The sequence below is a fragment of the Actinoallomurus purpureus genome (assembly GCF_024055795.1).
Lineage (GTDB): Bacteria > Actinomycetota > Actinomycetes > Streptosporangiales > Streptosporangiaceae > Actinoallomurus > Actinoallomurus purpureus.
On the sequence record NZ_JAMXMY010000002.1, the window covers coordinates 430,516 to 445,466 of the forward strand.

Here is a 14,951-nt window from a genome sequence, read left to right on the forward strand (position 1 = left end):
TCCAGGCGCCGGCCGCGGGGAGACCGTCGCGAGGCCGCCCAGCAGCATGGCCGCCGTCGCACCCGTCACTCCGATTCGCTTGGCGAGATTCATTCGATGTTCCTTCGGGCAGGGGGCGGCCACCTTCCCGCGTTCCACGGCGCGCGGGAAAGAGGCTGCGGCCTCAATCGCCGATGGGCCTGGAGACCCATCCGGCCGAGGCCTTCCGCACGCCGGGAGCACCGATCCGCGCAGCCGGAGTACGCGTCCATTCGCCGAGTCGCCCCGGCCGGGACTCGCGTCGTACGCGGCGGGCGTCGCTCACAGGTCGCGGTGCCGGGAACGGAACACCCGGCGCAGCACGGCGACGACCACGAGGGCCCCGAGCACGCCCCGGACCACCGATGGGGCGGCTGACCATCCCCCGGCGAGGTAGCCCCAGGCGATCCCGAGGAAGACGACCGCCGCCACCAGCGACGACGGGTCGAACCTATGCCGGAACACGGGCGACCTCCATGTCGCCGACCGTGCTGCGCAGGCGCAGCGCGATGACCGGAGCCGCGCCCGCCGGAGGCACCTCCGGGTCGAGGACGCGGTTCACGCGGGCACGCGGGCCGCTGGTGATCTGACGGTCCACGGTGATGTCGCCGAGGAACGCCTGGGCGTCCAGTTCGACCCGTGCCGTCGCGGGCAGCCTGACCGTGAGCACCCCCAGCCTCACGGTCGCGGTGACGCGCAGGCGCTGCCCGGGAACGAGTGGCACCGAGGTCAGGTCGACGGTGCCCTCGCCGATGAGGACCTTGTGCGACTGCTCGGCCTGGGACACGTCGGCGGGCCGCCAGGCCGTGGCGTGCGTCCGGCGCGCGATGGCCGGGTCCCCGGCGATCGAGGTCGATGCGAGGGCGAGAGACATGATCGCTCCAACGGTGATCAGCTTGCGGTCCCGGCCGAACCAGGAGCCGACGAAGAGGCCGGCCGCGACCACGACGAGTGCGCCGGCGATGATGATCTGGAGGCGGCCGAGGTCCGGTCGCCGGTCACCGGCGGCGTACAGCACGCTCGCCACCAGGACCGCGGTCACCAGGGTGCACACCGTCAGGTACGACCTGCGCCGGGGTGTGACGATCGGCGAAGGCGTCGGCGGCGAGGGGGGAGGCGGTTCCGCTTCGAGCGGTTCCGTGCGCGCCAGACGAGCAAGATCGATCATACCGTCGGGTGCCCGATAGGGCGGCGGCGCGGGGGCCGCAGGGGGAGTCCACGACGACAGGGGCCGGCCCTTGGCCCGCTCCGGCAGGCCGCGGGCGAGCCCCACGAGGTCGACACCGCGGGAACGGGCGGCGAACAGCACGAGCACGAACACGACGACCGCCGCGAGCGCGTTCGGCGAACCCCAGTCGCCCACGGTGCCGAGCAGCGTGCCCGCGCCCAGCGCCGCGCCGAGCAGCGCCAGCGCGGTGTCGCCGTCGAACAGCCGATGGCCGAGCCGCTCGATCTTCGAAGGACCGCCGTCGGGCGCGGCCATGAGCAGGAACGCGCCGATGTACAGCAGGACGCCGACCCCCGTGGTGAGGACGAGCAGCGCGAACCCGAGGCGAAAGACCACCGGGTCGATCCGCGTGTAGCGCGCCAGTCCGGCACACACCCCCGTGATGAGCCGGCCCTCCTGCGAGCGGGTCAGCCGCCGCGGCGGCGCGCCGCTGTCCTCCGTCATGGGGACATCGTCGCGAATCGCGTCCCCGGCCACCATCCGGGAGACCCCTGACCCGTCCCTGAGGAATGCTCAGGGGACGGCCCCGATGCGATCCGGCACGGAACGTGTGACGATCGGCGTGTGCCCGAAAACCCCGGTGAGGACGGCGATGGCCCCCCGCGCCTCGAACGACGCGCCGACGGACGGATCGTCGGTGGCGTCTGCCGTGGCCTGGCCGAACACCTGGGGATCGACCTCGTTGTCGTCCGCGTGGCGTTCACGGTGCTCGTCGCGGCCGGCGTGGGCGTCATCGCCTACGTGGCGCTGTGGCTGCTCGTCCCCCAGCGGATCGAGACCCGGGCGCGCCGCGACTGGCCACAGATGCTCGCGTACGGCGTGCTCGTCTGCGCGCTGTCCGCGTTCACCCTGAGCTCGGCCACGGAACGCCAGGCCCTGTGGCCCGTGGTGGCCGGCGGCGTCGGCGTCGGCCTCATCTGGCAGCAGGCCGATCCCGAACGCCGGCGGCGCTGGGTCCGCAACACCCGCTCCCTGTGGATCCGCAGCGTCGTCGGCGCCGCCCTCGTCATCGCGGGACTGGCCGCGTTCCTCATCCAGAACATCGCGCACGTCGGGCAGGTGCTGCTGGGCTCGACCATCGTCCTCGCCGGGGTCGGCGTCATCGTGACGCCCTGGCTGCTGCGCATGTGGCACGACCTCGACGACGAGCGCCGGGAGCGGATCCGATCACAAGAGAGGGCCGAAGTGGCCGCACACGTACACGACTCGGTGCTGCACACGCTCACGCTGATCCAGCGCAACGCGCACGACCCGAAAGAGGTCCAGCGGCTGGCACGCGCCCAGGAACGCGACCTTCGTGCGTGGCTGTACCAGCCGAAGGCCGACGCCGAGCAGGCGCTCGCCGCCGCCGTACGAAAGGTCTCCGCCGAGGTGGAGGACCGTCACGGCGTGCCCATCGAGGTCGTGTGCGTCGGCGACTGCCCGCTGGACGAGCGGCTCGGCGCGATGCTGCAGGCCGCGCGGGAGGCCATGGTCAACGCCGCGAAGTACGCGGGGAGCGAGAACGAGCCGCCCTCCGTCTCGGTCTACGCCGAGGTGGACGGAGACGATGTGATGATCTTCGTACGGGACCGGGGACGGGGATTCGACCTCGACGCCGTCCCGGCGGACCGCATGGGCCTCCGGCAGTCCATCATCGGACGGATGGAGCGCAACGGCGGCAAAGCCGAGATCCGTACGGCTCCGGGCGAGGGCACCGAAGTGAGACTGGAGCTGAAACGCATATGAGGAGTGAGACTGGAGTTGAAACGCACATGAGGAGTGAGACTGGAGTTGAAACGATGACCCGTGTGGTGCTGGTCGATGACCACCAGATGTTCCGCACCGGCGTGAAGGCGGAGCTCGGCGACTCGGTGGAGATCGTCGGCGAGGCGGGCGACGTCGACGAGGCCGTCGCGGTGATCACGGCGACCCGGCCCGACGTCGTGCTGCTCGATGTCCACCTGCCCGGCGGCGGTGGCGTCGAGGTGCTCCGCCGGGTGCTCGGCGGCGCGGCCCGGCCGCGCGGCGGTGAGCCGCCCGCGCGCGCCGCCGACCGTACGGGGGCCGCTCCGGCGCGGACCGCCACGGGATCGGCGCCGAGCGGCGCCCGGGCGGAGGCCGTGCCCGCGAGGAGCGGCGACCGTGCGGCCTCCGGGCGGAACGACGCGGCCGAGGGCCGGGGCGGCGGCGCACCGGAGACGCGGTTCCTCGCGCTGTCGGTGTCCGACGCGGCCGAGGACGTCATCGGCGTCATCCGCGGCGGTGCCCGCGGCTACGTCACCAAGACGATCTCGGGCCCGGAGCTGACCAGCGCGATCGGCCGGGTGGCCGAGGGTGACGCCGTCTTCTCACCCCGGCTCGCGGGGTTCGTGCTCGACGCCTTCGCCGCGACCGACGCGCCGCCCATCGATCCTGAGCTGGACCAGCTCACCCAGCGCGAACGCGAGGTGCTCCGGCTGATCGCCCGGGGCTACGCGTACAAGGAGATCGCCAAGGAGCTGTTCATCTCGGTCAAGACCGTCGAGACCCACGTGTCGTCGGTCCTGCGCAAGCTCCAGCTGTCGAACCGCCACGAACTGTCCCGCTGGGCCGCCGCCCGCCGCCTCGTCTGACCAGGCCCTAAGGGGCGACCTCGCGGAGCTCGCCGCTCTTGACGTCGAAGACGAAGCCGCGGACGGAGTCCTTGTGCGGGATGAACGGGTCGGACGTGATCCGCGCGATTGACTCGCGCACGTCCTCGTCCAGGTCGGTGAACGCCTCGACCGCCCAGTCGGGCTCGATGCCGGTGTCGGCCTTGAGCTGCGCGCGGAACTCCTCATCGGTGATGTTGAGCAGGCCGCACCCGGTGTGGTGGATCAGCATGATCTCCCTGGTGCCGAGCGATCGCTGACTGATCGCCACCGAACGGATCACGTCGGCGGTGACCACGCCGCCCGCGTTCCGGACGATGTGCGCGTCACCGATCTCCAAGCCGAGCATGCTGAACAGGTCGAGCCGGGCGTCCATGCACGCCACGACGGTCAGGTGCCGTTCCGGCGCCGCCGACAGACCGCCGGTCGCGAAGTGGTCGGGGTAGCGCCGGGCATTCGCCAAGAGTGCGTCGGTGACGGACATATGATCACTCCTCGGTTCATATCGCTCGCCACATTCCATCACGAAGCACGTTTCCTGAATTTACCGCCCACTGTCCACATGCGACACCGCGCCGGCCGGCTCAGTCGGTGACCGGCACGCGTACGACGACGTCGGAGGCGTGGAAGGAGTGGCCGGGCACCGGCGCCGACAGGGCACCCTTTGTGATCGCATGACTACTGCGCTCTACTGCGTACGTAGGTACAATCAAGTTGATGTAGGTACATCAAGGGGGAGTGATGAGCACCGTTTCGGTCCGAGAATTCTCTTACAACCCCAGCGCGATCTTCGCTCGCGTCGAGCAGGGTGAAACCATCCAGGTCACCCGGCACGGCAACGTCATCGCTCTCCTACTCCCGGGCAGCGGCACCCTCGGGCGGTACTCCACGCTTGTGGCCAGGGGCCTCCTGAGGTTGAAGTCCACGACGACCAACGACCTCGACCGCCTTCCGCGATACGCCGCACCGGCCGACGTGTCGCCACTGGAACTGCTCCTGGCCGAACGAGAGGAAGACGACCGGTGATCTACCTCGACGCCTCCGCGCTGATCACCCTCATCGCCGGCCGCTCGCACGTCCGTGAGCTACGGAATTTCCTGTCGGGCCGGCCCGCGGTGCCCATGGGGACAAGCACCATCGGATTCGTCGAGACGGTTCGTACTCTTGACCGCGTCGGCGACTTCCCGCACGTCATGCAGGAGCTGACCCGAGATTTCACGGAGATCCTGGTCACCGATGAGGTACGGGACGCCGCCGCGCTCCTGCCCCTGGGGATCAGAACGCTCGACGCAATCCACGTGGCCAGCGCACAGATCATCGGTGATGCGCTCGAGGTCTTGGTCACCTATGACAAGCGCATGCTGGAGATCGCTCGGTCCGTCGGGCTGCCGGCCGAGGCGCCTGGGCTCGCGTGACGGCCTTGGGTCAGCGGCGGACCATGGGGACGTGGGGGATGCCGTCCTCGACGTACTCGGGGCCGTCGACGACGAAGCCGTACCTCGCGTAGAAGCCCGCGACGTGCGTCTGCGCGTCGAGCCGGACCGTACGGTCGCCGATGGCCTCCAGTGCGGCCTCCATGAGGCGTCCCGCCAGCCCGCCGCCGCGCGCGTGCGGCGCCGTCACCACCCGCCCGATCCGCGCGCCGCCGGCGTCGTCCAGCACGCGCAGGTACGCCTCCGGGGTCCCCGAGTCATCGGACAGCCAGACGTGCCGGGTGCCGGGCTCGGTGTCCCGCCCGTCCAGTTCCGGGTACGGGCACTCCTGCTCCACGACGAAGACGTCCACCCGGAGCTTCAACAGTGCGTAGAGCGTGCCGGAATCCAGTTCCGTGAACGTCGCCACGTGCGGTTTCGTGTCGCCCATGACGTCCGATCTTAAGGATCCCGCCGCAATGCTCCTGACCGAGGTGCAGGCGGCAGACGCCTGCGGGGAAGCGCCGCGGCCCCGGGCGGGACGCTCCGGAGCCGCGGGTCGTGCGCGGTGCTACGTCGGCGTCACACCTCGATCTCCTCCTCGATGCCCTTGAGGTGGTGGCGGGCCAGCGCCAGGTTCGCCCGGGACCGGTCGAGTGCCAGGTAGAGGAACAGGCCTTTCCCTTTGCGTCCGGTGATGGGACGGATGATGTGGTACTGGGCGGACAGGGTGATGAGGATGTCCTCGATCTCCTCCTTGATGCCGAGCTGTTCCATCGTGCGCAGCTTGGCGCGTACGACCTCGGTGTTGCCCGCCGCGGCGATCTGGAGGTCGAGCGTCTTCGAGCCGCCCAGGATGCCGAGGGCCATCCCGCTGTTGTAGTCGACGACGGCGGCGCCGACCGCGCCGTCGACCGCCATCATGCTCTTCAGGGCCAGATCCAGGTTGGACATGCGTGATCCTTTCGGTTACGGGAGTGCGGGGCGCTGGGTGCCAGAGGCCGCGTCGACCAGGTGATCGGCGATGTGGTGGGCCACGGGCCGGGATTCGAGGTGCAGGCGGCCGACGTTCGCGCCGGGGTCCGCCAGCACCGTGAGGGAGGCGGTCGACCCGGCGGCGTAGATCACGGCGTAGCCGTTGGTGCTCTGGACGACGACTTCGCGGAAGGCGCCGTCGTTCGCGATGGAGACCATCCGCTGTGACAGCGAGAGTTCGCTGGCGGCCAGGGCCGCCATGCCCTCGGGTTCGATCGAGGCCGGCAGATCGTGCGCGATGAGCAGTCCGTCCGAGGAGGCGACCAGGCTGCCGGTCAGCTGGGGGAGGCGTCCGCGCAGCGTCCTGAGCACCGCCAGCACGACGGGGTCGGGCACGCGGTTCAGGCCGTGGGCCGGGTCGGACATCGCCACCTTCGTCAACCTTTCTCGCAGACCACCGAGCCGGCGCTTCGTCATGTCAGCTCCTCGAGCCCTGCCCGGAGCCGGACCAGCACGTCGAGTTCGACCGGCGCCCAGGGACCGGACGCCGCCCCCTCGTCGCCGTCCGGTCCCTGAGGTGGCGGACGCCGCCGCCTGACCGGAAGCGCCTCGGGCTCGTTCCGGGCCGGCCGGACCAGTTCGGCGGCGGTGAGGGCGCGGACCGCCGTGAGGCATCCGAAGGCCGTACGTCCCAGGTCGCGCGCCAGATCGGCGGGCGTGCGGCGGCCGTCCGCGTTGAGGATGACCTCGATCTGCGGGGCCGTCAGGACGATCCGCCGCCGGCGCACCGTGCGGACCGGGACGACCGGGGCCCGGTCCACCAGCGTCGACGGCCACCCGGCGTCGGGCTCGTCGCGTCGGCGCGCGCACTCGCGCAGCAACGCGGTGGGGGAGATTCGGCACTCCGGGACGGGCCGGTGCGGCGGGCGTTCGGTGAAGGACGGGGCGGCGTCCGAATCGAGCAGGAAGTACATCGCGTCGAAGATCGCCAACAGCACCCTTGTCTCCCGGTGCCATCCTGCGGGGTCATCCGGGACGGGCCGGGGCGCGCCATCGGTCCGCCCGGGTGCCGGCCACCGGTCCGATGGAGCCGGCGGGCCCGCGTCGGGTGCGGGGGTCCAGCGGCTCTCGGCGAACGTGACGGCCCCGTCGGTGAGGTGGAGCACTCCGTCGTCGCCGGCCCGCAGCACGCCGGTGCGGCGGCCCTCCTCGATTCGGCGTAATGCCGCGATCAACCCGTTCTCCGGCGGAGCCAGGGCCGGAACGACCGCCCCGGCCGCGGTGTGCGGTGGTTCGCGAACGGTTCCCGCCGGTCGCGCCTCATCACCGCGCACGTTCGGGCGCCGCCATTTCCTGAACCATTCTCTGCAGGCGATGCCGGGCCAATGCCAGATTCCCCTGCGCGCGGTCGATCAGTAGGTGCAGGAAGAGTAATGCGTCGACGCTCGTGTCGACGGCCGCGAGCAGGTGATATCCGTTCACGTCGCAGACGATGATCTCCTCGATGTCATCGCCGGCGGAAGTGCTGCTCATCGCCGGGTCGGCCAGGATCGCGCGGACGACCTCGGTGGTACCCGCGGCGTTCTCATGCCGGTCGACCACGTCCTCGCGGCCGGCCGACGCGACACAGAGACCGGTGGCGCAGTCGACGAGGGTCACGCTCCGCGCGCCGGGAACACCCATGAGCCGGGAAAGGCACCCGTCGATGCTCACCACGCATTTCCTCCCGATCGGACCGAGCCTTCCAGAAGGCTGAGACGCTACATCGCCTTGGGCTGGCGCGCGGGGGAATAGCGCGAATTCGGTTTGTTAACCGAGAAAAAGACGGATTTCAGCCGTTCGGGAGAAGAATACCTTTCGGTATTTATATTCGGCCGTCTTATGATGCCGAGGGCCCGGCCACGGACGCGATTCAGGCCGGAGAGGCGCCACCGCCCCTCCACTGGCCTGAGCGCTCATAGCAGGCTCGCCAGCAGACGATCCTGGAAGGCCGTGACGTCCGCGCCGACGGCGACTCGGACGACGGGGCGGTCGCCCTCGTCGGCGTACGAGCGGCGGTCCCACAGCGTCGTGCCGCGGGTCCGCTCGCCGCGCAGCTCCACGCGTACGGGCCGCTCGGCGTACTCCCCGAGGGACGGGTCGACGGCCAGCATCGCGGCCAGCGCGTCGTGGATCACCGCGCCCCGCGTACCGAGCGAGCGGGTGTAGGCGGTGGCGTAGAACTCCAGGATCCGGGCGGCGAACCGGGCGACCTCGGAGTCGGCCTCGGCCAGCCGGTCCAGCCACGCGCCGTCCACCGCGGTCGGGTGGGTGGCGTCGAGCGGCACCAGCGTGATCGGCCAGCCGGCGCCCAGGACGAGCTCGGCGGCCTCCGGGTCGTGCCAGATGTTCGCCTCGGCGTGGCTGGTGATGTTGCCCTGGTGGTCGAACGCGCCGCCCATGACGACCACCTCGCGGAACAGCGTCGGCAGCGACGGCTCCAGCAGCAGCGCGATGGCGAGGTTGGTCAGGGGACCGACGGCCAGGAGCGTCAGCTCGCCGGGCCGTTCCCTGCCGAGCCGGATGATCTGCTCCGGCGCGGAGATCTCCACCGGGCGGCCCACGGGCTCGGGCAGGCCGGTCTCGCCGAGTCCGTCCGTGCCGTGCCACTCGTCCGCGTAGGCGACGTCCTGGGCCATGGGGCGGACCGCTCCCACGGCGACCGGCACGCCGGTCAGGCCGGCGCGTTCGAGGACCCGCAGGGTGTTGAGCGCGCCGATGTCCGGAGCGACGTTGCCGTGCACGGTGCCGATGGCGACGAGTTCCGCGTCCCCGGTCTTCACCAGGGATGCCAGGTACAGCAGGGTGATCGCGTCGTCGATGCCGGTGTCGCAGTCCAGCAGGATCTTCGGTGCCACGTCGTCCATTTCCTGGGTTCTTCTTCGGCCGGTACTGAGGGGCTGTCCGGCGGAGTTCAGGGTCGGTGCGGCCGGGCCGCGATCCGCCGGTGGAGGGGGCGCGGTCGAGCCCGCGATCCGTCCGGCCGCTCCGGCTATTCGGCCGGAACGACCTGGAAGACCTCGGCCAGGCGGCCTTCGGCGAGCCCGCCGCGGCGGCCGTTGGCGCCCATCCAGGTGCGGAGCATCTCCTCCAGGTCGTCGCGGTGGGAGACCTGGCTGACGTGCGCGCGCAGCGCCGCGAGCTTGCGGTCGAAGACGTCGGTGACGTCGACGTAGTGGTCGGGCGAGGGACCGCCGCCGATCCACATCTCCCGGGCGGTCCAGGCCTCCAGCCCCTCGTCGCGAAGCTCCGGGAAGGCGTACGGGTTGCGGGCGTCGGGGTAGACGGCGTCGAACGCGGCCGATCCGACCGCCCGGTGGTCCGGATGACCCGCGTAGATCCGTTCGTAGTTCCGCTCGGGGCTGGGGATGACGACCCGGTCGGGGCGGACCTGCCGGATGACGCGCGCGATGTCGCGGCGCAGGTCGAGATTGGCCTCCACCCGGCCGTCCGGATAGCCGAGGAAGCGCACGTCGGTGACGCCGACGCACTTGGCGGCCGCGGTCTGCTCGGCCCGGCGCAGCGGGCCCATCTCCTCGCGCGGGAGGTCGTCGTCGAAACCGCCCGCGTCGCCGTCGGTCACCAGCAGGTACGCCACCTCGATGCCCGCGTCGACCCACGTCGCGACCGTTCCGGCGCAGGAGAAGTCGATGTCGTCCGGGTGGGCCATCACTACAAGCGCGCGCTCAACGTCGTCGATCACGCTCGTCATCTTAGGAACATTCCCGCCTTAACCCATCAATCAGCCACAACTCTGGCGTCCGAGGGGTGGACAGGGGTATCCCGGAGAGCATGAAGAAACTGATCGGTGACGTCGACGACGTCGTCCTCGACACCCTGCGCGGCATGGCGGCCGCCCATCCCTCCCTGCGGGTCGACCTGGACCAGCGGATCATCGTCCGGGCCGACGCCCCGCGTACGGGCAAGGTCGGGCTGGTCTCCGGAGGCGGCTCCGGGCACGAGCCGCTGCACGGGGGCTTCGTCGGGTACGGCATGCTCGACGCCGCCTGTCCCGGCGAGGTGTTCACCTCGCCGGTGCCCGACCAGATCCTCGCCGCGACCACCGCGGTCTCCGGCGGCGCCGGGGTCGTGCACATCGTGAAGAACTACACCGGTGACGTGCTGAACTTCCAGATGGCTGCCGAACTGGCCGAGGACGAGGACATCGAGGTCGTGCCCGTCGTGATCGACGACGATGTGGCGGTCCAGGACAGCACGTACACCGCCGGGCGCCGGGGCACCGGCGCGACCCTCTTCGCGGAGAAGACCGCCGGTGCGCTCGCCGAGTCCGGCGGGACGCTCCAGGACGTCGCCGCCGTCGCCCGCGAGGTCAACGAGCGGACCCGCTCGTTCGGGGTCGCGCTGACCGCCTGCACCGTCCCGGCCGCCGGACGCCCCACGTTCGAGCTCGGCGCGGACGAGATGGAGCTGGGCATCGGCATCCACGGCGAGCCCGGCCGCGAGCGTACGAAACTGCGCCCGGCACCCGAGATCGTCGACGTGTCGCTGTCGGCGATCGACGACGACATGCCGCTGTCCGGTTCGGAGGTCCTCGTCCTGGTCAACGGCATGGGCGGGACGCCGCTCATGGAGCTGTACATCGCGTACGCGGCCGTGGCCGACTGGCTCGGCGGGCACGGCGTGACGGTGGCGCGGTCGCTCGTCGGCAACTACGTGACGAGCCTGGAGATGGCGGGCGTCATGATCTCGGTCCTGCGGCTGACGCCGCAGCTCACCGAGCTGTGGGACGCGCCGGTGCAGACGCCCGGCCTGCGGTGGGGGCGCTGATGGACACGCGCCGCTGGATCGAGCGCTTCGCCGAACTCGTCGCGGCGGACGCCGACCGCCTGACCAGGCTGGACGCCGCGATCGGCGACGGAGACCACGGCACCAACCTGAACCGCGGCCTGAAGGCGGCGACCGAGGCCCTCGAACCGGGCCTGCCGCCCGGCAAGGTGCTGATGACCGCCGGCCGGGCGCTCGTGTCCAAGACGGGGGGCGCGTCGGGACCGCTGTACGGCGGCGCGTTGCGCCGGGCCGGAAAGGCCCTCGGCGACGGCGCCGACGTGGACGCCGCCGCGCTCGGCGCGGCCCTCCACGCCGCGCTGGACGCCGTACAGGAGCTGGGCAAGGCCGTCGAGGGGGACAAGACGATGGTCGACGCGCTCGCCCCCGCCGTCGCGGCGTACGAGGCCGCCGCCGGCGATGGAGTGGCGGCCGCCGCCCAGGCCGCCCTGGACGCCGCGGAGAAGGGCGCAGAGGGCACCGTGCCGCTGCAGGCGCGCAAGGGCCGGGCCAGCTACCTCGGGCCGCGCAGCGTCGGCCACCTGGACCCCGGAGCGGCCTCGACCGTTCTGCTCTTCCGCGCCCTCGCCGAGGCGGCCGCCGACGGATGACCCGGCCCCGCGACGGCGGCGGTTCCACCGGCGCATCGATGGTCGCCGCATGCCTGCGCGACCGTGCCGCTCCACTGCTGAAGCGCGTCCGCGGCTTGCACCTGACGCGACGTCACGGCCTAACGTCCCGGCCATGACGCCGACAGACGCGGAAGCCGGCCGGACCATGTCGGTGGGGGAGCCGACCCGGACGACCGGGCCGACCGGCCGCCGACCGGACGGGGGGGCGTGTAACAAAAATCCCGATGTGCGGCAATATCGGGGTCATGAGCACTGTGGGAATCGTGCTGATCTCGCACAGCCGGGCCCTCGCCGAAGGGGCCGCCGAACTGGCCTCCCAGATGGGCGTAGGTGAGGTCACCGTCCGGCCGGCCGGAGGTGACGGCGAGGGCGGCCTGGGCACCAGCATCGACCTCGTCGAGCAGGCCGTGCGGGACGCCGACGGCGGGGCCGGGGTCGTCCTGATCGCCGACCTCGGCTCCTCCGTCCTGACCGCCCGTACGTACCTGGAAGAGCTCGAGGACGCCCGCGCCGGCCGCCCCGGCGAGCCCGAGACGGACATCGTGCTGGCCGACGCGCCGTTCGTCGAGGGCTCCGTCGCGGCGGCCTCGGCCGCGGCGGGGGGAGCCGACGTCACCGCCGTCGCCCGCGCCGCCCACGAGGCGTACGCCTTCCGCAAGACCTGACCGGCGATCCGCGGCCGGACGCCTCCGTCGTCGCTCACGAGGCGCACGCCTTGCGCAGGACCTGACCGGCGCCCCGCCGCCGCCTCGCCGCGTACGGCCTCACCCGTTCGATCCGGTGAACCGGATGGGCGCATCGGACTCGGAGTGCCGGCGTCAGGGAATAACCTTCATTGGGTGTCGACGCTCGTAAGCCATCCTCTCCTCGACGGCCTCAATGACGCCCAGCGCGCGGCGGTCGCCCACCAGGGCGGTCCGCTGCTGATCGTCGCGGGCGCGGGGTCGGGCAAGACCCGGGTCCTCACCCACCGCATCGCCTACCTGCTCGCGGAGCGGGGCGCGCAGCCCGGCGAGATCCTCGCGATCACGTTCACCAACAAGGCCGCCGGAGAGATGAAAGAGCGCGTCGACGCGCTGGTCGGGCCCCGGTCACGGGCGATGTGGGTGATGACCTTCCACTCCGCGTGCGTGCGCATCCTGCGCCGCGAGGCGAAGCGGCTCGGCTTCCCCTCCAGCTTCTCCATCTACGACCAGGCCGACTCGCAGCGGCTGATGGCGCTGGTCTGCCGCGAGCTCGACCTCGATTCCAAGCGCTACCCGCCCCGGAGCTTCTCCGCCCAGGTCTCCAACCTCAAGAACGAGCTGATCGACTACGAGACGTTCCGCGGTCAGGCCTCGACGCACATGGAGAAGACCCTCGCCGAGGCGTACGAGACCTACCAGACCCGGCTGCGGCAGGCCGGCGCGATGGACTTCGACGACCTGATCATGACGACGGTCAACCTGCTGCAGGCCTTCCCTGACGTCGCCGAGCACTACCGGCGGCGGTTCCGGCACGTCCTCGTCGACGAGTACCAGGACACCAACCACGCGCAGTACACCCTGGTCCGCGAGCTGGTCGGGCAGCCGGGCGACGAGGACGACCTGCCGCCCGCCGAGCTGTGCGTCGTCGGTGACGCCGACCAGTCGATCTACGCCTTCCGCGGCGCGACGATCCGCAACATCCTGGAGTTCGAGCGCGACTACCCCGACGCCGCCGTCATCCTGCTCGAGCAGAACTACCGCTCGACGCAGACGATCCTGTCGGCGGCCAACGCGGTGATCGAGCGCAACGCCGACCGCAAGCCCAAGCGCCTGTGGTCCGACCAGGGCGACGGCCCGAAGGTCAGCGGGTACGTCGCCGACAACGAGCACGACGAGGCGGCGTTCGTCGCGCAGGAGATCGACCGGCTCAGCGACGAGGATGGCGTCGCGCCCGGCGACGTCGCGGTGTTCTACCGCACCAACGCCCAGTCACGTGTGTTCGAAGAGGTCTTCATCCGGGTCGGCCTGCCGTACAAGGTCGTCGGCGGCGTCCGGTTCTACGAGCGCAAGGAGATCCGCGATCTGCTCGCCTACCTCCGCGTGCTCGGCAACCCCGAGGACACCGTCAGCCTCCGCCGCATCCTCAACGTTCCCAAGCGCGGCATCGGCGACCGCGCCGAGGCGTGCGTCGAGGTGCTCGCCGGCCGTGAGCGCATCTCGTTCTGGCAGGCGCTGCGCCGCGCCGAGGAGGCGCCCGGCATCGCCACCCGCTCGCTCAACCAGATCAAGGACTTCGTCGCGCTCCTCGACGAGCTGGGCGACATGGTCGAGACCGCGACGCCGACCGAGCTGATCGAGGCGATCCTGACCAGGAGCGGCTACCTCGCCGAGCTGGAGGCATCGCGCGACCCGCAGGACGAGACCCGCGTCGAGAACCTCCGGGAGCTGGAGTCGGTGGCGGCCGAGTTCGAGGAGCGTCTCGCCGCCGGGGTGGTCGCTCCGGCGGCCGGGCCGACCGGCGACGAGGGCGAGGACGACGGCGACCGCGAGGGGGAGGGCGACCGCGAGGGTGACGGCGAGCAGACCGTGCCCACCGGAGCCGAGGGGCGGCTCGTGGAGTTCCTGGAGCAGGTGGCCCTGGTGGCCGACGCCGACCAGATCCCCGGCGGGGAGGCGGGCGTCGTCCCGCCGAGCGACCGCGGACAGGAGGGCGTCGTCACGCTGATGACCCTCCACACCGCCAAGGGGCTGGAGTTCCCGGTCGTGTTCCTCAGCGGGATGGAGGACGGCGTCTTCCCGCACCTGCGCTCGCTCGGCGACGCCAAGCAGCTGGAGGAGGAGCGGCGGCTCGCCTACGTCGGCATCACCCGCGCCCGGCAGCGGCTGTACGTCTCCCGCGCGACGATGCGCAGCTCCTGGGGCGCCCCCTCCTACAACCCGCCGTCGCGGTTCCTCTCCGAGATCCCCGACAAGCTCGTGGAGTGGAAGGGCGGCGGCCAGGGTGCCCACGCCGCCCCGGCCATGGCGTCGCTCGCCCAGCGGCCCGGCGTGCGTTCCCCGGGCAACCGCGCCGTGCCCGCACTGTCCTCCGGCGACCGGGTCTCCCACGATTCGTTCGGTCTCGGCACCGTCGTCGCGGTCGACGGAGCCGGTGAGAAGGCCGCCGCCACAGTGGACTTCGGCGGCGAGTACGGGGTGAAGCGCTTCGTCCTCCGCTACGCGCCGATCGAGAAGCTGTAAAAGGTTGCGCGGCCGATGTGGCCGGATGCGGGCGTCGACATGAG

18 protein-coding genes are annotated in these 14,951 nt (G+C 71.4%); 8 read left to right on the forward strand and 10 right to left on the reverse strand.

Annotated elements, in window-relative coordinates; genetic code table 11:
• Nucleotides 1-300: 300 nt before the first annotated feature.
• Both NE236_RS06760 and NE236_RS06765 read right to left on the reverse strand, forming a co-directional pair.
• Entirely contained in the window at nt 301-483 is a 183-nt protein-coding gene (locus tag NE236_RS06760) for a hypothetical protein (protein WP_252840934.1), read from the reverse strand.
• On the reverse strand, nt 470-1,690 hold the full coding sequence (locus NE236_RS06765) for a PspC domain-containing protein (RefSeq protein ID WP_252840935.1): 1,221 nt from the start codon (nt 1,688-1,690) through the stop codon (nt 470-472). Before NE236_RS06765 ends, NE236_RS06760 begins: the two co-directional genes overlap by 14 nt.
• Before the next feature lie 120 nt (nt 1,691-1,810).
• Here NE236_RS06765 and NE236_RS06770 point away from each other — a divergent pair, with 120 nt between their 5' ends.
• Nucleotides 1,811-2,974, forward strand: coding sequence for an ATP-binding protein (locus NE236_RS06770; protein WP_252840936.1), 1,164 nt, complete (start codon nt 1,811-1,813; stop codon nt 2,972-2,974).
• Nucleotides 2,975-3,027: 53 nt separating this feature from the next.
• Nucleotides 3,028-3,840: a LuxR C-terminal-related transcriptional regulator gene (locus NE236_RS06775; protein ID WP_252840937.1), complete on the forward strand. Its 813-nt coding sequence runs from the start codon at nt 3,028-3,030 to the stop codon at nt 3,838-3,840.
• A 7-nt stretch (nt 3,841-3,847) separates the two neighbouring features.
• On the opposite strand, the gene NE236_RS06780 is transcribed toward NE236_RS06775, so the two are convergent.
• Nucleotides 3,848-4,342, reverse strand: coding sequence for a beta-class carbonic anhydrase (locus NE236_RS06780; protein WP_252840938.1), 495 nt, complete (start codon nt 4,340-4,342; stop codon nt 3,848-3,850).
• Nucleotides 4,343-4,599: 257 nt separating this feature from the next.
• Here NE236_RS06780 and NE236_RS06785 point away from each other — a divergent pair, with 257 nt between their 5' ends.
• Together NE236_RS06785 and NE236_RS06790 are read left to right on the forward strand one after the other, a co-directional pair.
• Complete coding sequence (locus tag NE236_RS06785; protein WP_252840939.1) at nt 4,600-4,884, forward strand: type II toxin-antitoxin system Phd/YefM family antitoxin; 285 nt, start codon at nt 4,600-4,602, stop codon at nt 4,882-4,884.
• A complete protein-coding gene (locus NE236_RS06790; protein ID WP_252840940.1) occupies nt 4,881-5,273 on the forward strand; it encodes a type II toxin-antitoxin system VapC family toxin in 393 nt (130 codons plus the stop codon). Before NE236_RS06785 ends, NE236_RS06790 begins: the two co-directional genes overlap by 4 nt.
• A gap of 10 nt (nt 5,274-5,283) precedes the next feature.
• Here NE236_RS06790 and NE236_RS06795 read toward each other — a convergent pair whose 3' ends face one another.
• The 7 genes from NE236_RS06795 to NE236_RS06825 form a co-directional block, all read right to left on the reverse strand.
• On the reverse strand, nt 5,284-5,721 hold the full coding sequence (locus NE236_RS06795) for a GNAT family N-acetyltransferase (protein WP_252840941.1): 438 nt from the start codon (nt 5,719-5,721) through the stop codon (nt 5,284-5,286).
• A 131-nt stretch (nt 5,722-5,852) separates the two neighbouring features.
• Nucleotides 5,853-6,224, reverse strand: coding sequence for a hypothetical protein (locus NE236_RS06800; protein ID WP_252840942.1), 372 nt, complete (start codon nt 6,222-6,224; stop codon nt 5,853-5,855).
• Nucleotides 6,225-6,239: 15 nt separating this feature from the next.
• Nucleotides 6,240-6,722, reverse strand: a complete 483-nt coding sequence (locus tag NE236_RS06805; protein WP_252840943.1) for a roadblock/LC7 domain-containing protein — start codon at nt 6,720-6,722, stop codon at nt 6,240-6,242.
• Nucleotides 6,719-7,579: a hypothetical protein gene (locus NE236_RS06810; protein ID WP_252840944.1), complete on the reverse strand. Its 861-nt coding sequence runs from the start codon at nt 7,577-7,579 to the stop codon at nt 6,719-6,721. The genes NE236_RS06805 and NE236_RS06810 overlap by 4 nt, the downstream gene beginning before the upstream one ends.
• Nucleotides 7,569-7,904, reverse strand: coding sequence for a hypothetical protein (locus NE236_RS06815; RefSeq protein ID WP_252840945.1), 336 nt, complete (start codon nt 7,902-7,904; stop codon nt 7,569-7,571). The genes NE236_RS06810 and NE236_RS06815 overlap by 11 nt, the downstream gene beginning before the upstream one ends.
• A 296-nt stretch (nt 7,905-8,200) precedes the next feature.
• Nucleotides 8,201-9,151 (reverse strand): nucleoside hydrolase, encoded by a 951-nt coding sequence (locus tag NE236_RS06820; RefSeq protein ID WP_252840946.1) that lies wholly within the window; start codon nt 9,149-9,151, stop codon nt 8,201-8,203.
• Nucleotides 9,152-9,276: 125 nt separating this feature from the next.
• Complete coding sequence (locus tag NE236_RS06825; protein WP_289849973.1) at nt 9,277-9,996, reverse strand: PIG-L deacetylase family protein; 720 nt, start codon at nt 9,994-9,996, stop codon at nt 9,277-9,279.
• Between the two features lie 80 nt (nt 9,997-10,076).
• Between NE236_RS06825 and dhaK the strand changes: the two genes are divergently transcribed.
• From dhaK to NE236_RS06845, 4 genes are all read left to right on the forward strand, one after another.
• Entirely contained in the window at nt 10,077-11,072 is a 996-nt protein-coding gene (dhaK, locus tag NE236_RS06830) for a dihydroxyacetone kinase subunit DhaK (protein ID WP_252840948.1), read from the forward strand.
• Nucleotides 11,072-11,680, forward strand: coding sequence for a dihydroxyacetone kinase subunit DhaL (gene dhaL, locus NE236_RS06835; protein ID WP_252840949.1), 609 nt, complete (start codon nt 11,072-11,074; stop codon nt 11,678-11,680). The genes dhaK and dhaL overlap by 1 nt, the downstream gene beginning before the upstream one ends.
• A 266-nt stretch (nt 11,681-11,946) precedes the next feature.
• Entirely contained in the window at nt 11,947-12,366 is a 420-nt protein-coding gene (gene dhaM, locus NE236_RS06840; protein WP_252840950.1) for a dihydroxyacetone kinase phosphoryl donor subunit DhaM, read from the forward strand.
• Nucleotides 12,367-12,540: 174 nt separating this feature from the next.
• Nucleotides 12,541-14,907 carry a UvrD-helicase domain-containing protein gene (locus NE236_RS06845; protein ID WP_252840951.1) on the forward strand — a complete coding sequence of 789 codons (2,367 nt, stop codon included), beginning with the start codon at nt 12,541-12,543 and terminating at the stop codon, nt 14,905-14,907.
• Nucleotides 14,908-14,951 lie beyond the last annotated feature (44 nt).

Bases quoted from the DNA above. Each gene is read 5' to 3' on its own strand.
- NE236_RS06765 (WP_252840935.1), bottom strand. From the start codon at position 1,690: ATGACGGAGGACAGCGGCGCGCCGCCGCGGCGGCTGACCCGCTCGCAG.
- NE236_RS06775 (WP_252840937.1), top strand. From the start codon at position 3,028: ATGACCCGTGTGGTGCTGGTCGATGACCACCAGATGTTCCGCACCGGC.
- NE236_RS06780 (WP_252840938.1), bottom strand. From the start codon at position 4,342: ATGTCCGTCACCGACGCACTCTTGGCGAATGCCCGGCGCTACCCCGAC.
- NE236_RS06785 (WP_252840939.1), top strand. From the start codon at position 4,600: ATGAGCACCGTTTCGGTCCGAGAATTCTCTTACAACCCCAGCGCGATC.
- NE236_RS06795 (WP_252840941.1), bottom strand. From the start codon at position 5,721: ATGGGCGACACGAAACCGCACGTGGCGACGTTCACGGAACTGGATTCC.
- NE236_RS06800 (WP_252840942.1), bottom strand. From the start codon at position 6,224: ATGTCCAACCTGGATCTGGCCCTGAAGAGCATGATGGCGGTCGACGGC.
- NE236_RS06805 (WP_252840943.1), bottom strand. From the start codon at position 6,722: ATGACGAAGCGCCGGCTCGGTGGTCTGCGAGAAAGGTTGACGAAGGTG.
- NE236_RS06820 (WP_252840946.1), bottom strand. From the start codon at position 9,151: ATGGACGACGTGGCACCGAAGATCCTGCTGGACTGCGACACCGGCATC.
- NE236_RS06825 (WP_289849973.1), bottom strand. From the start codon at position 9,996: ATGACGAGCGTGATCGACGACGTTGAGCGCGCGCTTGTAGTGATGGCC.
- dhaK (WP_252840948.1), top strand. From the start codon at position 10,077: ATGAAGAAACTGATCGGTGACGTCGACGACGTCGTCCTCGACACCCTG.
- dhaL (WP_252840949.1), top strand. From the start codon at position 11,072: ATGGACACGCGCCGCTGGATCGAGCGCTTCGCCGAACTCGTCGCGGCG.
- dhaM (WP_252840950.1), top strand. From the start codon at position 11,947: ATGAGCACTGTGGGAATCGTGCTGATCTCGCACAGCCGGGCCCTCGCC.